The sequence below is a fragment of the Massilia sp. 01N410 genome (assembly GCF_056399665.1).
On sequence record NZ_JBFTRV010000001.1, the window covers coordinates 292,607 to 307,337 of the forward strand.

Annotated in this window: 16 protein-coding genes; 9 read left to right on the forward strand and 7 right to left on the reverse strand. The window is 53.1% G+C overall.

Annotated features, from left to right (window positions below; all coding sequences use genetic code 11):
- Positions 1-121: 121 nt before the first annotated feature.
- From AC1DOP_RS01335 to AC1DOP_RS01355, 5 genes are read left to right on the forward strand one after another with little or no spacing between them, the layout of a single operon-like run.
- On the forward strand, positions 122-574 hold the full coding sequence (locus AC1DOP_RS01335) for a MarR family winged helix-turn-helix transcriptional regulator (RefSeq protein ID WP_477249311.1): 453 nt from the start codon (positions 122-124) through the stop codon (positions 572-574).
- Positions 575-619: 45 nt separating this feature from the next.
- Positions 620-2,068 (forward strand): efflux transporter outer membrane subunit, encoded by a 1,449-nt coding sequence (locus AC1DOP_RS01340; protein WP_477249313.1) that lies wholly within the window; start codon positions 620-622, stop codon positions 2,066-2,068.
- A gap of 17 nt (positions 2,069-2,085) precedes the next feature.
- Complete coding sequence (locus AC1DOP_RS01345) at positions 2,086-3,279, forward strand: EmrA/EmrK family multidrug efflux transporter periplasmic adaptor subunit (protein ID WP_477249315.1); 1,194 nt, start codon at positions 2,086-2,088, stop codon at positions 3,277-3,279.
- Position 3,280: 1 nt separating this feature from the next.
- Positions 3,281-4,789 carry an MFS transporter gene (locus tag AC1DOP_RS01350; protein WP_477249317.1) on the forward strand — a complete coding sequence of 503 codons (1,509 nt, stop codon included), beginning with the start codon at positions 3,281-3,283 and terminating at the stop codon, positions 4,787-4,789.
- Between the two features lie 5 nt (positions 4,790-4,794).
- Complete coding sequence (locus tag AC1DOP_RS01355) at positions 4,795-5,430, forward strand: TetR/AcrR family transcriptional regulator (RefSeq protein ID WP_477249319.1); 636 nt, start codon at positions 4,795-4,797, stop codon at positions 5,428-5,430.
- Positions 5,431-5,532: 102 nt separating this feature from the next.
- Here AC1DOP_RS01355 and AC1DOP_RS01360 read toward each other — a convergent pair whose 3' ends face one another.
- From AC1DOP_RS01360 to AC1DOP_RS01385, 6 genes are read right to left on the reverse strand one after another with little or no spacing between them, the layout of a single operon-like run.
- Positions 5,533-6,345: a c-type cytochrome gene (locus tag AC1DOP_RS01360; RefSeq protein WP_477249321.1), complete on the reverse strand. Its 813-nt coding sequence runs from the start codon at positions 6,343-6,345 to the stop codon at positions 5,533-5,535.
- Positions 6,342-7,961 carry a cbb3-type cytochrome c oxidase subunit I gene (locus AC1DOP_RS01365; RefSeq protein ID WP_477249323.1) on the reverse strand — a complete coding sequence of 540 codons (1,620 nt, stop codon included), beginning with the start codon at positions 7,959-7,961 and terminating at the stop codon, positions 6,342-6,344. Before AC1DOP_RS01365 ends, AC1DOP_RS01360 begins: the two co-directional genes overlap by 4 nt.
- On the reverse strand, positions 7,948-8,535 hold the full coding sequence (locus AC1DOP_RS01370) for a cupredoxin domain-containing protein (protein WP_477249325.1): 588 nt from the start codon (positions 8,533-8,535) through the stop codon (positions 7,948-7,950). The genes AC1DOP_RS01365 and AC1DOP_RS01370 overlap by 14 nt, the downstream gene beginning before the upstream one ends.
- Entirely contained in the window at positions 8,532-8,705 is a 174-nt protein-coding gene (locus tag AC1DOP_RS01375) for a hypothetical protein (RefSeq protein ID WP_477249327.1), read from the reverse strand. The genes AC1DOP_RS01370 and AC1DOP_RS01375 overlap by 4 nt, the downstream gene beginning before the upstream one ends.
- A 3-nt stretch (positions 8,706-8,708) precedes the next feature.
- Positions 8,709-9,992, reverse strand: a complete 1,284-nt coding sequence (locus AC1DOP_RS01380; RefSeq protein WP_477249329.1) for a c-type cytochrome — start codon at positions 9,990-9,992, stop codon at positions 8,709-8,711.
- Positions 9,993-9,997: 5 nt separating this feature from the next.
- Positions 9,998-10,684: a c-type cytochrome gene (locus AC1DOP_RS01385; RefSeq protein ID WP_477249633.1), complete on the reverse strand. Its 687-nt coding sequence runs from the start codon at positions 10,682-10,684 to the stop codon at positions 9,998-10,000.
- Between the two features lie 448 nt (positions 10,685-11,132).
- Between AC1DOP_RS01385 and AC1DOP_RS01390 the strand changes: the two genes are divergently transcribed.
- The 4 genes from AC1DOP_RS01390 to AC1DOP_RS01405 all read left to right on the forward strand — a co-directional run bounded on the left by AC1DOP_RS01390 (position 11,133) and on the right by AC1DOP_RS01405 (position 13,740).
- On the forward strand, positions 11,133-12,173 hold the full coding sequence (locus AC1DOP_RS01390; RefSeq protein WP_477249331.1) for a hypothetical protein: 1,041 nt from the start codon (positions 11,133-11,135) through the stop codon (positions 12,171-12,173).
- Between the two features lie 107 nt (positions 12,174-12,280).
- On the forward strand, positions 12,281-12,703 hold the full coding sequence (locus AC1DOP_RS01395; protein WP_477249333.1) for a hemerythrin domain-containing protein: 423 nt from the start codon (positions 12,281-12,283) through the stop codon (positions 12,701-12,703).
- A 270-nt stretch (positions 12,704-12,973) separates the two neighbouring features.
- Positions 12,974-13,165 (forward strand): toxin-antitoxin system YwqK family antitoxin, encoded by a 192-nt coding sequence (locus AC1DOP_RS01400; RefSeq protein WP_477249635.1) that lies wholly within the window; start codon positions 12,974-12,976, stop codon positions 13,163-13,165.
- Between the two features lie 95 nt (positions 13,166-13,260).
- A complete protein-coding gene (locus tag AC1DOP_RS01405) occupies positions 13,261-13,740 on the forward strand; it encodes a MarR family winged helix-turn-helix transcriptional regulator (protein ID WP_477249335.1) in 480 nt (159 codons plus the stop codon).
- A gap of 747 nt (positions 13,741-14,487) precedes the next feature.
- Here the strand turns inward: AC1DOP_RS01405 and AC1DOP_RS01410 are convergent.
- The gene (locus tag AC1DOP_RS01410; RefSeq protein ID WP_477249337.1) at positions 14,488-14,709 is read right to left on the reverse strand and encodes a hypothetical protein; all 222 of its coding nucleotides are present in this window, start codon (positions 14,707-14,709) and stop codon (positions 14,488-14,490) included.
- Between the last annotated feature and the right edge of the window lie 22 nt (positions 14,710-14,731).

Below are 14,731 nucleotides of genomic sequence, written 5' to 3' on the forward strand. Positions count from 1 at the left end.
GCCGGTCCCAGTTTCGGCTGAGCCAATCCTGATGATTTCGAGGGACCACTACGCAACGTGGCGATAGTCCTTGACTTTCTTTGCCTAGGCAATAGAATGACTTCACTGACTGAGGAAAATTATGAATACCAAACAGGTTTTTGAGTGGAGCAGCATGGCGGGGGGCTTGTTGGGCTTCTTGCTCAACGAAACTCGGAATGCGAATTTTTCTGAGATTGAGAAGGAGCTGGCACCGCTGGATATCACTTCGGCACAGTTCAAAATTGTCATCGGAATTGCTCACGAGCGTGCGAAAACCCTTAGCGAGTTTGCTCGCTTCTTCGACTATGACCCTGGCGCAATGAAGCGCCTCATTGACCGTGTCGAGCAGAAGGGTCTAATCCGTCGAGTACCTTCTGAGATTGACCGCCGAATCATCAACTTGGAGTTGACTGAGCAAGGAGCTGCGTTGTATCCCCAAATTATGGCAGTCGTTAGCAAGGTGAATCGCAAAATGCTTGACGGCTTTTCCGACGTTGAGACCGCGCAGCTGCAGTTTTTCCTTCAGCGCGTTATTTCGAACGCACGCAAGTAGATTTTTTTTATAGAAATGCTTGCCTAGGCAAGTAAGGAGAACATAGTGAAGCATTCGATTTCAGCGATGACGGCCCTTGTTTCGTTAGCACTCCTGGCTGGGTGTGCGAGCGATGGCGGTCTGAAACCTCAGGCGTCGCTCAGCAACGGTGGCAACCTCACCGCAAACAAGGCAACGTCGGGTGCTGCAGTGACTCCGGCAGCTTGGCCGGCACGTGACTGGTACACCCGTTATGGCGACGCTCAGCTGAATTCGTTAATCGAAGAGGCGATGGCGTCAAACCCAAGCCTTCGTATTGCAGATGCACGTGTTCGCCAAGCAGCAGCTGTCGGCGCCATTGCCGAGTCGAACCTGTCGCCACAGGTATCGGGCGGGGCGCGTACGAGTCGCCAACTGTTCAGCGAGAACAGCAATGTGCCTAAGCCTTTGGCTGGGAACTGGTTTTGGAACAACGATGCAAGCATCAACTTGTCGTACGAGCTCGATTTTTGGGGCAAGAATCAGTCTGGATTAGCTGCAGCAATTGGTCGTCAGCATGCGACGGAAGTTGAGGCTCAGGCAGCCCGTTTGATGTTGGCCGTCGCAATTACCCAGTCTTACCTTCGTCTCTCCCAAGCGTACGCACAGCTCGACTTGGCCGAAGCTGTTGTCACGCAACGGGAACACCTCTTGCGCCTCACGAAAGAGCGTGTCCAAGCGCATCTCGATTCTGTCGTCGACATGAAGCAAGCTGAACTTGCCGTTCCTCTCGCTCGTGAACAAGTTGCCGCAACCAAGGAAGCCATTTCGCTGGCGCGCTATCAGCTCGCTGCCTTGCTCGGAGCGGGTCCTGACCGCGGTGATGCTGTCACCCGGCCGGCAATGCATAAGTCAGCAGCGCCGGCGATTCCCTCTGAACTGCCGAGCGAGCTGATTGCTCGTCGCCCTGACGTGGTGGCTCAGCGCTGGAGAGTCGAAGCGGCCTCGAATGACATCAAGGTCGCTAAAGCACAGTTCCTACCCTCGTTTAACCTGGGCGCGCTCGTTGGACTGCAAAGTCTCGGTTTTGACCGCTTGCTTACTGCTGGTAGCCGTGTCACTAGCGCTAGTGGAGCTCTGAGTCTCCCGATTTTTGACGGTGGTCGTCTTCGCGGCAACCTGGCAGCTCGTGATGCCGAGTACGACGCGGCAGTTGAGCAATACAACGCGACCTTGGTCGATGCAGTACGAGACGTTGTGAGCCAGCTTACCTCGATTAAAGCGTTGAACGAGCGCGCAGCACTGCAAGCGCAAGCTCTGCAGTCCGCTCAGCAGGCTCACGACCTTTCGGTCCAGAGATACCGCGCTGGTCTGGGAAATTACCTCCAGGTCTTAAGCACCGAAATCCAAGTTCTGACTATTTCCCGCGCAACTATCGAATTCGATGCTCGTGCATTCGACCTTGATATCAACCTGGTGCGTGCCCTGGGTGGCGGATACCAAGTTGCTGCTGCCCCGAATCCTACCAACTCGTAATTTCTAAGGTAACCAACATGACTACCTCAGCTAACACCCCGGCCGCAGCATCGAAATCGCACGGCAAAAAAATTGTTGTAGCCGCTATCCTCGTCGCTCTTGCCGCAGCAGCTACCGCAGCAACCCTGCACTTTGTCGATACCAATGGCGAGAGCACCCAAGACGCGTACGTCGACGGCAATATCGTCCAAGTTACGCCTCAGCTAAGCGGCAGTGTCGTCGCTATCAACGCAGACAACACAGACTATGTGCAAGCTGGCCAAGTCCTTGTGCAGTTTAACGATGTCGACACCAAACTAGCCTTGGGCCGTGCTCAGGCTCAGCTGGCTCACGTCGTACGACAGGTCCGTGCTCAGTTCTCGAACGCAACCCAGGCCGGTGCCAATGTGACGCTGCGCGAAAGCGACCTGGCGAAAGTCGAAGCTGACCTGGCGCGTCGCCGCCAGTTGATTTCTAGCGGTGCAGTCTCCGGTGAAGACGTGACGCACGCTGAGGACGCAGTGAAGGCAGCTCGCGCTGCACTTATCGTCGCTCGTGAACAGCAGAACAGCGCTCGCTCGCTCGTGGATAAGACTGACGTTGCAAATCATCCGGACGTCCAAGCCGCTATCTCTCAACTGCGCGACGCTTACCTTGCAAATGCCCGCACTGTGGTTCGTGCACCTGTTAGCGGCGTTGTCAGCAAACGCAACGTCCAGCTTGGCCAACGTGTGAGCCCGGCAAGCCCTCTGATGTCTATCGTCCCGTCGGACCAAATGTGGGTCAATGCGAATTTTAAAGAGTCCCAACTGCGTCATGTGCGCGTTGGTCAAGCTGTAGTTCTCACTGCTGACCTTTACGGGAAAGACATTCGTTACCACGGCACCGTCGTTGGCCAGGATGCGGGAACGGGTAGTGCCTTCTCGCTACTGCCGGCCCAGAACGCGAGCGGTAACTGGATAAAGGTTGTGCAACGTGTTCCGGTACGTGTCGCTATCGCACCAGCTGAACTGGCTGCGCATCCTTTGAAGCTGGGCTTGTCCATGGAGGTAAGTGTCGACACAACTCGCAGCAATGCAGGCGTGCCGGTTAAGAGCCAGAAAAATCTGACTCACTACAGCACGGATGTCTTCAGCACCGAGCTCGCTCAAGTTGACCAACTCGTCCAAAAGGTCATCGCTGAGAACACCATCGTTGGTCAACACACGGTTCAACTCGCCAAGGGGAACTGAAATGCAAAGCCTGCGCCATCCGCATCAACGTACGCTGCTTGGTATCGTCTTCCTGCTGAATGCGACTGAATTTCTGCAGTCGGGCATGATTGCCTTCGGCGCTAGCGCCATCATGGGGCAAATCAGCGCGTCGCCGGATGATTTTGTGCTGGCGACTGTGCTTTACGCTGCCGTGGCAATTACTGCCATCGCCGCACAGCACTGGTTGGTTGAGCGTCTCGGATGGCGCCTGTATGTTCAACTCTCGGCAGCTTTGTTCGTGACGGGAGGCTTAATCTGCGCAACTAGCACCTCGTTCGCACAGTTCCTGCTGGGCCGCTTTGTGATGGCACTCGGTGGCGCTGGCTTCATGACAGCAGCACGACTACTCATCAACCTTATTCCACCGAGCCCCGAGCGGATGAAGGGCATTGGTGCATTCGGTAGCGCACTGGCGTTGGGTAATGCTTTCGCTCCCTGGCTGGCTTCGGTCAGCGTGGACGCCGACAACTGGTTTTTGATTTTCGTGGTGCCAGCAGCATTGGCCGCCGGCGCCGCTTTACTGTCCCAGTTTGCGCTGCCTAGTGACTTAGTCAACGATGAAGCTCGTACTCAGAATAGCCCGTGGCTTACTGTGTCGATTTTGTGCGCCAGCCTCTTTGGACTCTACGGCCTGCAGCGCGCAGCATTCGATTTCTACGAAAACGCGACGCCGCTGTTCCTGTGTCTTCTCGTTAGTGTCGTCGGTCTGGGAGTTGTGATTTTTCACCAGGCTCGTCATGAGCGTCCGCTTCTGGCAATCCGCAGCCTGCTTCATACCCGTTACCTTGCTGGTCTTGGACTGTTCGCCTTCTGCTACGTAATCCTAGGCGCGAACAACACGATGCTGCCAGTCCTTCTGCAGCGTGCACTTGGTGCACCGTGGGTTGCAGTCGGCGAGATTCAGACTCTGGGCCTTTTGTCGTCGCTGATTGCGTTCGTAGCGATGATACTCATCCTTAGGAAGTCGCCGAGCCCACGTAAGTTCTATGTCGTCGGTTTCGCCGCATTGTTCTACTTTGCTTGGCAGCTTTCGCGGGTTAACCTGAACGCTGACCTGGTTCGAGACGTCCTTCCTGCCATTGCAGCGTTTGGTGTGTTCCTGATTCTTGTGCTCGCCACGACCGCCATCCATACCTTCACTGAGCTGCAGAAGCACGCTGTAGGCTTCAACCACGGACAGATGATTAAGAACATGATGTCGCAGTTCGGCATCGCGCTTGGAATTGCAGGCTCCACGGTTGGCATGCAATGGCGTGTCAGTGAGCACTACAATGTGCTCACCGAACGCTTCAGCAACGGTGATGCTATCTTCTCTGCACTGCGTGACCAACTGACCGCAAACTTTGGGCCGCAACAAGCGATGGCACAACTGGGGCAACAACTGTCTCAGCAAGCTACCTTGCTGGCTGGGCTTGACTACTTCTCGCTGCTCATGATTCTCGCTGCGATATCTGCAGTCGTGATGCTTGCTCAGCGGACCTTCAGGTAATAGGAATGGAAACCAAGCGAGGGCGCCGCCGTAATTCTGAAGTCGTGGAGCGCGACGAAGAGATGCTCGCGACGGCATTCCGATTGTTCTGCGCCTCAGGATTTCATGAGGTTAGCCTAGCGGCCATCGCTGCGGAAGCGAAAGCTGCCGTACGAACGATTTACTCAAGTTTTGGCGGAAAAATTGGTGTCGTCCGCGCTTTGGTAGCACTCGAGGCGAGCCGTCACGCCAAGCAGATTGCGGCGCTAGCTCTACCCGAAGACTGTGAGAGCAGATTGCATGTAATTGCCGGGCACTTGGTAGCCCGCTCCCAGGACGAAGCGTTTCTTAAGTTGCAGGTCATCGTTATCTCTACCGGCGACCAAATGCTCTCACAAGAATGCTACGCCGCAGGCCCTGGACAGTTCCTCGACTTCCTTCGACGCGAACTGCATAAAGCCCAACAACAGGGTGTGCTAAGCGCAAGCGATTGTCTTGACGAGCTCAGTGACTTGTTTGTGGCAGTAGTAGCGGGACCGCAGCTGAAGCGATACATGCTGGGCAGTGACGAACGCTTGTGTGGAAATGCGAAGTTAAGCGACGAACGTCCAGCCAACAAATTCCTGGCTTTGACTAAGTATGGCGTTCAAAAGCCAAACTGATAGACGTAGCGTTTCAGCGTGTACGCCCCGTGTTCCACTGTTCGCTGCGGTAGTAAGGCAGGATTGGTGGTCTACAGTTGAGCTTGTTAGGTAGTTGAGCGGTTACTCTCGGCGGGGTAAGCCCTTGCGAGCATAGAAGGTCGCAACGGACTCAATTTCTTCTGCTGTCATCAGGCGAGCAACGTTACGCATTTGAAGTTCGCCATCGTTTCTACGTTCGCCGTGCTTGAAAAGAGTGAGCTGCTGAGTCAGATATTGCTTGGGCATACCTTCAAGCCATGGCGCACCAATTTTTTGGTCTACACCGCCATGACACGAGATGCATGGAGCGATGTTCCTCATGGGGTCACCAACTCTCACTAGTGCAGGTAGTGTCTCGTCGTACGTGGTTGGTGCAGTCCGCGCCTTTGGTAGGCTGGTGTAGTAAGCGGCAAGGTCTCTCATGTTTTGGTCTGAAAGGTTCTGAGACAACGCCATCATGATTGAGCTAGCGCGTTTGCCGTTCTTGTAGTCTGTCAGCTGCTTGACGATAACCTCAGGATATTGACCTGCAAGGTTCGGCGCATCAGACCTACTCATACCTTGTGCCCCATGACACATCGTGCAATTCAGCGCCAGCGTAGCACCGCGCCCTATGGAGTCAGACGATGCGCGCTTAGCCATGGCCGGAAGAAGCACTACGTTCGTAGCGACTACTGGACGAGAATCTCCATCATTACGGTTGCCCCAAGTGCTTGGAACACCGGCAGCTCGACATATACTGTCCCAGACCCCGGCGGCGCGAAAATCTGCATGGACGGAGGGAAGCCAAAGGAAAGCTACCAGCAAGGAGACAACCGTCAGCGCTACCAGCGCTACGATGCTAAGCCTTGCGAAACGACCGCTTTCCTCATCAGGACTTGGTCTGGGCATCATCGCGCTCCTATCGGTATGACCGGCACGTAAGCGTTTGGTGTGGCTGCCAGCTGGGCAATCGGGTAGCCGTAGTTGACCACCGTCAGTGCAATCATCATTGCTGTCCACAAGCCTAAGCTATTCAGCGCAGCAGGCACTCTGGCTCCTGGATGGACGGCTTTACTGAAGAAGTAGGGTGCTGCAGGCTCCGATTGCTTCTTTGCGGAAGCCAAAACGTATAGGAACAACGCTGCCGATATCACAAGCAAGAAGCCGCCAATAGTAGAGATTGTCACCGTGATAGCTTGTGAGTGAAGCGCCGGATTCGTGTAGTCGTAATAGGCCATTCGTCGCGGCGCGCCAAGAAGGCCCACGAGGTGCCAAGGCATCGTTAGAACCATCATGCCAACGAACCAAAGTGTAAGCTGAGTTCGGATGAGGTTTGCGGACAGCGGGGCGCAGTTACGAAGCTGTGGCCAGAGTTCGTAAGCTGCCATGAAGTACATGATGACGATGGCGCCGGCGAAAATCAGATGGAAGTGCCCAGTGACCCACTGCGTGTTGTGGACTGTTTCGTTAAGCTGGTAGCTCATGTTTATGATGCCGCCAGCTCCACCAAAACCGAGCATCACAAACGCGTAAGTCACTGCAAGCATCATCGGGTTAGACCAGGGTAGGGACTTCACCCAACCGAATGGGCCGCGGCCGCCGCGGAGACGGCCAACGACCTCTGCGGAGGCGACAATTGTGAAGACCGTCAGCAGCGTCGGTACCGAGACCATTGCGGTCATCGCAGCATGTACGAACTTGAAGCCTGAGCCAACTTGAGGGTCCGCAAAGAGGTGGTGAATGCCGATGGGCATGGAGAAAACCAGAAATAGCGCGAAGGCGACACGACCCATTGTGTCGCTGTAGAGCCGCCCACCGATAGCGCGTGGGAACATCGTATAGAAGACGATGTATGCGGGCATGAGCCAGAAGTAGACGATTGCGTGTAGCGTCCAAGAGAACAGCACTCGTGCAAGGCCTGCGTTAATGGTGTCGGTCAGCCCAAACGACGCTGGCAGAATGAGTACGATAATTTCGCTTGCAGCGCCTACAGAAGTCCAGGCCCACAGGTATGCTCCAGCGACGTTGCCATACATCGCAAGCGGTACTGTGTTTCCAGGATTAGCTTTCTTCCAAGCGCGAAGGTTAAGCGACATCAGTGCCACCCAAATCCATGACCCAACAACGACTAGGACAATGCCGAGGTAGTAGAACGGGCTAGCAATCATCGGTGGATAGAACGTGTACAGCACGGATGATTTGCCAGTTGCGGTTGTCGTCGCGGCGACAACTGTTCCTACAATGACGAGCCAAAATCCTACCCACGCCCACTTCAGACCAAACAGCGGTCGTTTAAGAGTTATCTCTGTGATTGCGTAACCAAATCCCATGGCAACCAGGGTAGGGAGCACATAGCCCATGACGGTCCCGTGTGCAGTTACGGACCGGTAGTAGTGCTCGGGGTTATTCACCCAGGCATGTAGTGGGCTGCGAATGTACATCTGCCACTCGCCCAGCAGGATTGCAGCAAAAAATGCAACAAAAGCGACCCAGAAGTGGGCGAGAACGAGTTTTCTAGCGTGGAACACAGTTCAGCCTCCCGGACATTTTTTCCTTAGCTGCAAACTCTTCTTGGGGAATGACTTGAACCCGAGCCCACATGGCTTCGTGTCCAATGCCGCAATATTCGTGACAGGGCATCAGCTGCTCACCCACCTTTGGGAAAGTAGTAGTGAACGTTGAGACGAAGCCTGGAATGAGCATCGTGTTGGCGTTGGTTCGCCCAACGACGAATCCATGTATCGCGTCGGTACTCGTTCCACGAAACGTGACAGGAGTTCCTGCAGGGACAACTAGGCACTGAGGGGAGAACGAGTACTGTTGCGCGATTAACCTGACCACTACACGCCCATTGTTTTCCACCGCTGTGCCTAGGTTACTTTCGACAAACTCTCCCTTGAGATGAACACTTCTGACGTCGATGCTTTCCACGCGCGATGGCGGCATTGCCGCCCAATGCAGAGCAGTGAAAACCATCATCGCAAGTAGCGAAAAAATGATGAGTCCGACGAGGACTGCCCAGCGGCGCTCTGCCGCGATTGCGACGATTTCAGACTGATGGTGGCTGTCCACGGACTGCCCTGGCGGATGCGGTGACGTCATTGCACTGCACCCCTTGGCAGATAGACGAAGGCATAGAACAAGTAAAATATTGCGACGACAATGAATGTCGCGACTCCAGCTACTGCAAAGGCACCAGTAGGTCCACTTGCGACAATCTCATCGATTCTTTTTTCGAGTTCCGGTGCTTCATCGTCGTCTGAAGTTTGCATAGCTTATTCCGGTAAGAGCTTGCGCAAATCGTTCACCTGGGTAGCGTTGACTGGCGTGCCGCTGTTACCCCATGCCACACGAATGTAAGTCACAGCAGCCGCAACTTCTTGGTCATTCAGGATGTGTGAAAAGGGCGGCATCCCATGTGGCCGCGGGTTCTTGCGAGTGCCTGGGGGATAACCGCCGTTGAGCACCATGCGTATCGAGTTGACAGGCGATTCCATGATTATCGACTGGTTGCCCGCCAGTGGCGGGTAGGAGGGAGCTTGGCCTTGTCCTTCTGCGCCGTGACACACTGCGCATTGCGCCACGTATGTTTTCCGGCCGGCCTCCATCACTTCGGGACTGACAAGTCGCGCCTTGCTAGTAGGTGGCTGGGCGCTATCTTTCTGTGGCAGGGCTTTCAAATACACTGCCATCGCCTTAGCATCGTCGTCAGTAAGGTATTGCAGACTGTTGTAGACAACCTCAGCCATAGGCCCATACACCGTGCCACGATGTGAGACCCCAACCTGCAGCAGGTCAGAAATATCTTGGAGCTTCCAATCTCCCAAACCAGCTTCCCTGTTGGACGTCAGGGAAGGGGCATACCAGTTCTGGTTTGGAATCATCCCGCCCTCGAAAGCTTTTGACTCGCTCGAGCCACCCAAAGCGTTCACCGCGGTATGGCACATGGCGCAGTGGCCCAATCCTTTAACAAGATACGCACCACGATTCCACTCAGCTGACTGGCTGTTGTCGGGTTTGTACTCGCCAGCCTTGAAGTAAAGCGTCCTCCAGCCTAAGAGGAGCTCTCGATTGTTATAGGGGAAGCGCAGTTCGTGCTCTCGATTCTTTTGCTTAACCGGGGCATTCGACATCAGGTAGGCGAAGATAGCGTCAGAGTCGGCGCGCGTGACCTGCGTGTACGAAGCAAAAGGCATTGCCGGATACAACAGCGTACCGTCACGCGAGATGCCGGTATGCATCATGCGGTAAAAGTCATCCGCATTCCATTTGCCAATGCCGGTGTCGTCGTCAGGAGTGATGTTCGGCACATATAGGTTTCCGAACGGTGTGGCCATCGCGCGTCCGCCTGCGAAAACCGGGCCATTTGGGACCGTATGGCATGCGACGCAATCCCCCGCACGAGCAAGGTACTCGCCTCGACTGATGATGTCATTTGATGCCACCTGCGCAGCTGTCTTTGAGCGAGGCAGAAAGCCTGGGTGAAAAAAGTAGAGGCCGGCTACCGCTAGTAGACCTAGGACGATTAACGCAAGAGCGATTCGGGCACTTGTACGCATAACGATTACCGTTGGCTACCGCATGCAAGAGGCATTCGGACTACATTCGAAGGTTCAGGCGAAGCATTGGCTGGTGGAGTCTGTTGAGCCAGCCAGGTAGCGACCGACGTGATATCTGAGTCCGACAACCGCGAAGCAATTCGCTTCATGCAATCAGGCTCAGCAGCGCGCCGTTCACCGACCCTCCACCGTGTAAGTTGTCCGACCACATATGCCGGTCGTAAGCCGGCCAATCCAGGGATGCCAGGCTGCATGCCAGTCAGGTTCTTGCCATGACATGCGATACAAGCAGGTACGCCTTTCGATGCGTCGCCATTGTTCGCTAAAACTTGGCCGCGTTCAGTTAGAGACGGGTCTGTCGTAGTAGGAGCCTGTGGATTGAAGGCTGGGCGCTGTTCAGAGAAGTGAGCAGCTATCTCCTTGAGGTAAGCGTCAGGGAGATACGCCACCAAATAATTCATGGGCGGGTAGCTTCTGGTTCCATCTCGAAAGGCGACAAGCTGATTGTAGAGATAGCCGGCTGGCTTTCCCGCTATCCGCGGGAAGTACCCGTCTCCAGTTCCTTGACCCTGCTGACCATGGCAGGTAACGCAGCCTTGTACTCGCGCTTCGATAGAGTCAAGCTTTTTGAATGCCGGAATGGCATCGGCACGTCCTTGCGTGGACTGGGCGGAAGCTGTAGCACTATGCAAACACAGCGCAAGGCACGCTAGCGTAGTTCCTGCTTGCCTTAGCAGTAAAGCAGACTCAACTGGACACGAAATCATGAATCGCGCCTTCCGTCTTATGACCAGCAGGCGTTGAGGACGCCCGAGGTGCGAGTTGCCGTTGGGAAATAAGTCGTTGTGTACGTACGCCATCAGTGCATTAAATATTAGCACTACGGCATGCCTGGATGTCGACAAAATTTTCACTACCATCAAATTCCCGGTCTGGTAGTTGTCCACCCCACTCGAGTGCCCTGACTCGATAAGGATAGATAAAGGCCTACTTAAAGTTACATACCATTGTTTTTTGTTTAATTAGTGGAGGCCTTCAAGCAATGGCCACCTTCATTTACTCCTGATTGGTACCTCCCAGCCGACAGTCGCCAGATAACATGTTACTCAAATGAATGTAGCATCTTCGCGAGACTGAAAAATGAGGAACTTCCGGGTTTTACAAAAAGAACAAAGTCACTGGGTTTATGCAACTCCAGCAATTGCAGCCATCTTTTATCCGTTTTTGTTGAAAGCTTATCACGCTGCATTGAGCTTTAGCGTGACAGTAGCAGTGACATCGTTTTTGCTGTCGCTGGTCGTGCCGGTTCATGGTTTCTTGGTTGCGTGGGATTTAGGTAAAAAGTCTGCCCCAACGAGCGCAGACGTGTTCCTAAAACAAATTTCGTGGCTAACTGTCGCCAGTCCAGCAATCTTTGTCGCTGATGGTGTTGTCACCTATATGCTCGGTAGCTCCCTGTCGGATACGACTGTGTGGCTGATATTCTGGCTCTTGGCTGCAGCCGCCGGATGGTTAGCCCACATGCGGTCGTCCCGGCCAGTTTTGTTGACTCGAGTCGCACAAACACCTTCCTACTCGCCGTTTTTGCGCGTTGCCCACGGTGTCAGTGCCTTGCTCATCATCGTGCTATTCCTGGGTATGCATCTGACGAATCATCTCGCAGGCATCATCAGCGAGGAGCAGCATCGACAGCTCATGGATTTGTTCCGAACTATCTACAGAAGTCACATCGTTGAGCCTGTAATTGTCCTGCTCTTCTTATTTCAAACAATCTCTGGCATAGCACTTGTTCAAAAGCTCAGCACGCGGCCTGCTGACTTCTTCAGAAGTTTTCAAATTGCCTCTGGTGCGTACCTAGTGTTTTTTGTATTAGGCCATATGAATTCAGTGTTCATATATGCTCGAAAATATGCCGGCATCAAAACAGATTGGGATTTCGCTACCGGTGCACCGACCGGGTTGCTACACGATGCTTGGAATATCCGCTTAGTACCACATTATTACCTCGGCGTATTTCTAGTGCTAAGCCACCTGACACTTGCAGCCAGACTCATCGCTATTGCTCATGGCGCCCGTCCAGAACGTGTAAATGTCATGGCCGTACTCGGAATCGTCTTTAGCGCTGCTGTGGCGTTAGTAATTATGTTAGGGATGTGCGGTGTTCATATGTCGCCACTGTGATATCGGCCTGAGTTAATGCGAAATTTAAGGGTAAACCTAATTGCATAATTAATCATTGCGTTGCGCATACGTAGTGCGCTGCGCAACATCTACTGGATTGGATAAACATGAATATCGATAAGTTTAAGCGTCAACACGTAGCAATTTTGGACGGTATCGCGAGTCTGCGTGAAGCAGCTCGGGGCGGTATTGAAGAAAACGCCGAAAAAATCGCTTCGATGATTGTCAAGATTAGCAGTGTTATTAAGCTTCATCTCGTGGTGGAAGATTCAGTTCTCTACCCAGAAGTTGCCAGTAGCTCAGACGCAACGTTGTCCCGTCTGGGCGAACGGTATCAGTACGAGATGAAGGGCATCTCGGAAGAGTTCTTTACCTTTGCTACTCACTGGAACCTGGCTGCTCGAGTGGCCGCCGAACCTGAACGTTTCCGCGCTGAGGCAAATCAAGTTTTGCGCGTGCTTTTTGACCGAATGCAGCGAGAGGACCATGAGTTTTATCCGGCAATTGAAGCAAATGCGAGAACCAAATAGGAGTGAGCTACTAAGGGACGTCAATTAAGTAGAAAGCGCCTTTAGTCGTTAGGAATATAAACGAGAGCGGATGTAATTTTACTTGTTCAACGCTCACCGCGTATTTCTTGCAGCGGCTGGCTGAGATGCCCCTTTATATGGGCTGAAACAGCATGGCCAAATTTATTCTGGAGCAGTGCTTTGCAGCTAAGTCTTGCTGAGACCTTCTACGAAGACGGCAGCCATAAACATACTTATGAACGCTATCTTGCGAATGACGGTGCAGTGTGGGTGCTCCACGGACGCTTTTATGCCTACCATCGTAATGGGCAGCTGGCATCTGAAGGGCAATACCTTAACGGGCTAGAGAATGGGCTTTGGCGTTATTACCACGAGAACGGGCAGCTCGCCGCGGAAGGACGATATGAGGATGGCTTTGATGCCGGTGAGTGGAAATATTACGTCAGTGGGACTGAGCCGTAGTTGGCTAAAGATAATCCCATTTATCCGTGCGTATGTATAAGCGATAAATGCAGCCACAGTGAGAAGTTAATTTTCTCTAAACTAGAAATTGGATAATGAAAAAAACTGGTGAATTGACTGATATGCTTATGCTGGCCGGCCAGATGGTGATGGCTGCAAAGGAAAAAGCTCTGACACCATACGATGTCACATGGACTCAATATCGATTAATGTCGATTTTGCAAGGGATGGCAGGGGTTACATCTACCGTGTTGGCACGACACACGAAGTTGGACAACGGTACGCTGTCGCGCTTAGTTAACCGCCTAGAGCGAATAGGTATGGTTGAGCGCCGTTCTGATGGCAAAGACCGTCGATGTGTTTGTCTTTATCTAACAGAAAAAGGACACACTGTGTTGCCTGGCATGAGTGATGCAGTAATGCGTATTGACTCTATGATAAACAATACTGAGGTTGAAGCAGAACTCGAACACATTACCCAATTTTTGCGTACAGTGGCCGAACATGCTTCCAATGCGAAAACGGAGCCGGACTATGGGTCAAGTAATTATGCAACCCTCGGGGTTGCTCCCTGACGATGAACAAATTGAGATTGTTCGAATAAAGCTTACGCGCAAAGGTTGCAGTGCCGTGGTGTACGAGTGGCATGCAGCGGACCTTTTGCTAGCCAAGTGGGCCCAAACCCCGGGTGAAAAATCCTTGGAGTTTGAAATTGTGTTTGGCGATGGCAACGCTTTCGTTGGCAAATATGCGTACGGCGACAAAACTACAGGTCGTCTGTCACTAAGCAGCTTTATACGTAGGACTTTCAAGCGTTTGTGCGACGTGTCCGCACCTACCTTGGAGGCGGAGTGCTTCTTCCTACGACCGCCGTCGAACTTGGCTCGGTATACGTTGACACATCATTAGCAGGGCCAGAAAGTTCTTTGAAGGTGCCAAATTCAGGGTATTCGGTCTAGCCGATTGATACCGCGGCTTCCTTTCAGAGCAAACCAGTTCGATATAAGCTCTAACCGTCTTGTACAGACATGCTTCGGTTTCCTGCCTAGTCAGCCGAAATCCAACCTAGAATTTTACGCGCAACACTGCGTTCGCGGCTCTTGCTAATCTCCATTTACGAGTACTGCAAGTGCAGTACGCGCCACAAACTAGGCACGACTGCAATGTTGAGCTCGGCGAAGCCGCGAGATGAATAAAGCACGTGCTCGTTAGTCGCTTTCTCGACACCGACCCCTGCCGCTCATGCTGGCCATCCATCGCTGTTAATGCTCACGCTGCGGGACCTCCACGCTGGTTCTTGCCGCATTCACACCAGCATATGATTACATACCGAGCTTATTCATAAGTGCAAAGGTGGCAAGTAGCAATCCTGCGAGGGATAACAAAAAAATTGCCCCCAACTTGCCGGCCATGGTGAACATCTCGCCCTTTTTCTTGCCTTTCTTAAGCTCTTTATCGTAATGCCATTTAATAGCAAAGAACATACCTGCACCCAATATGAGAGCCTTGATTGAACCAAAAGCCCAAGGAAACCAATCTAACATTTTAATACTCCTACTTAATGAT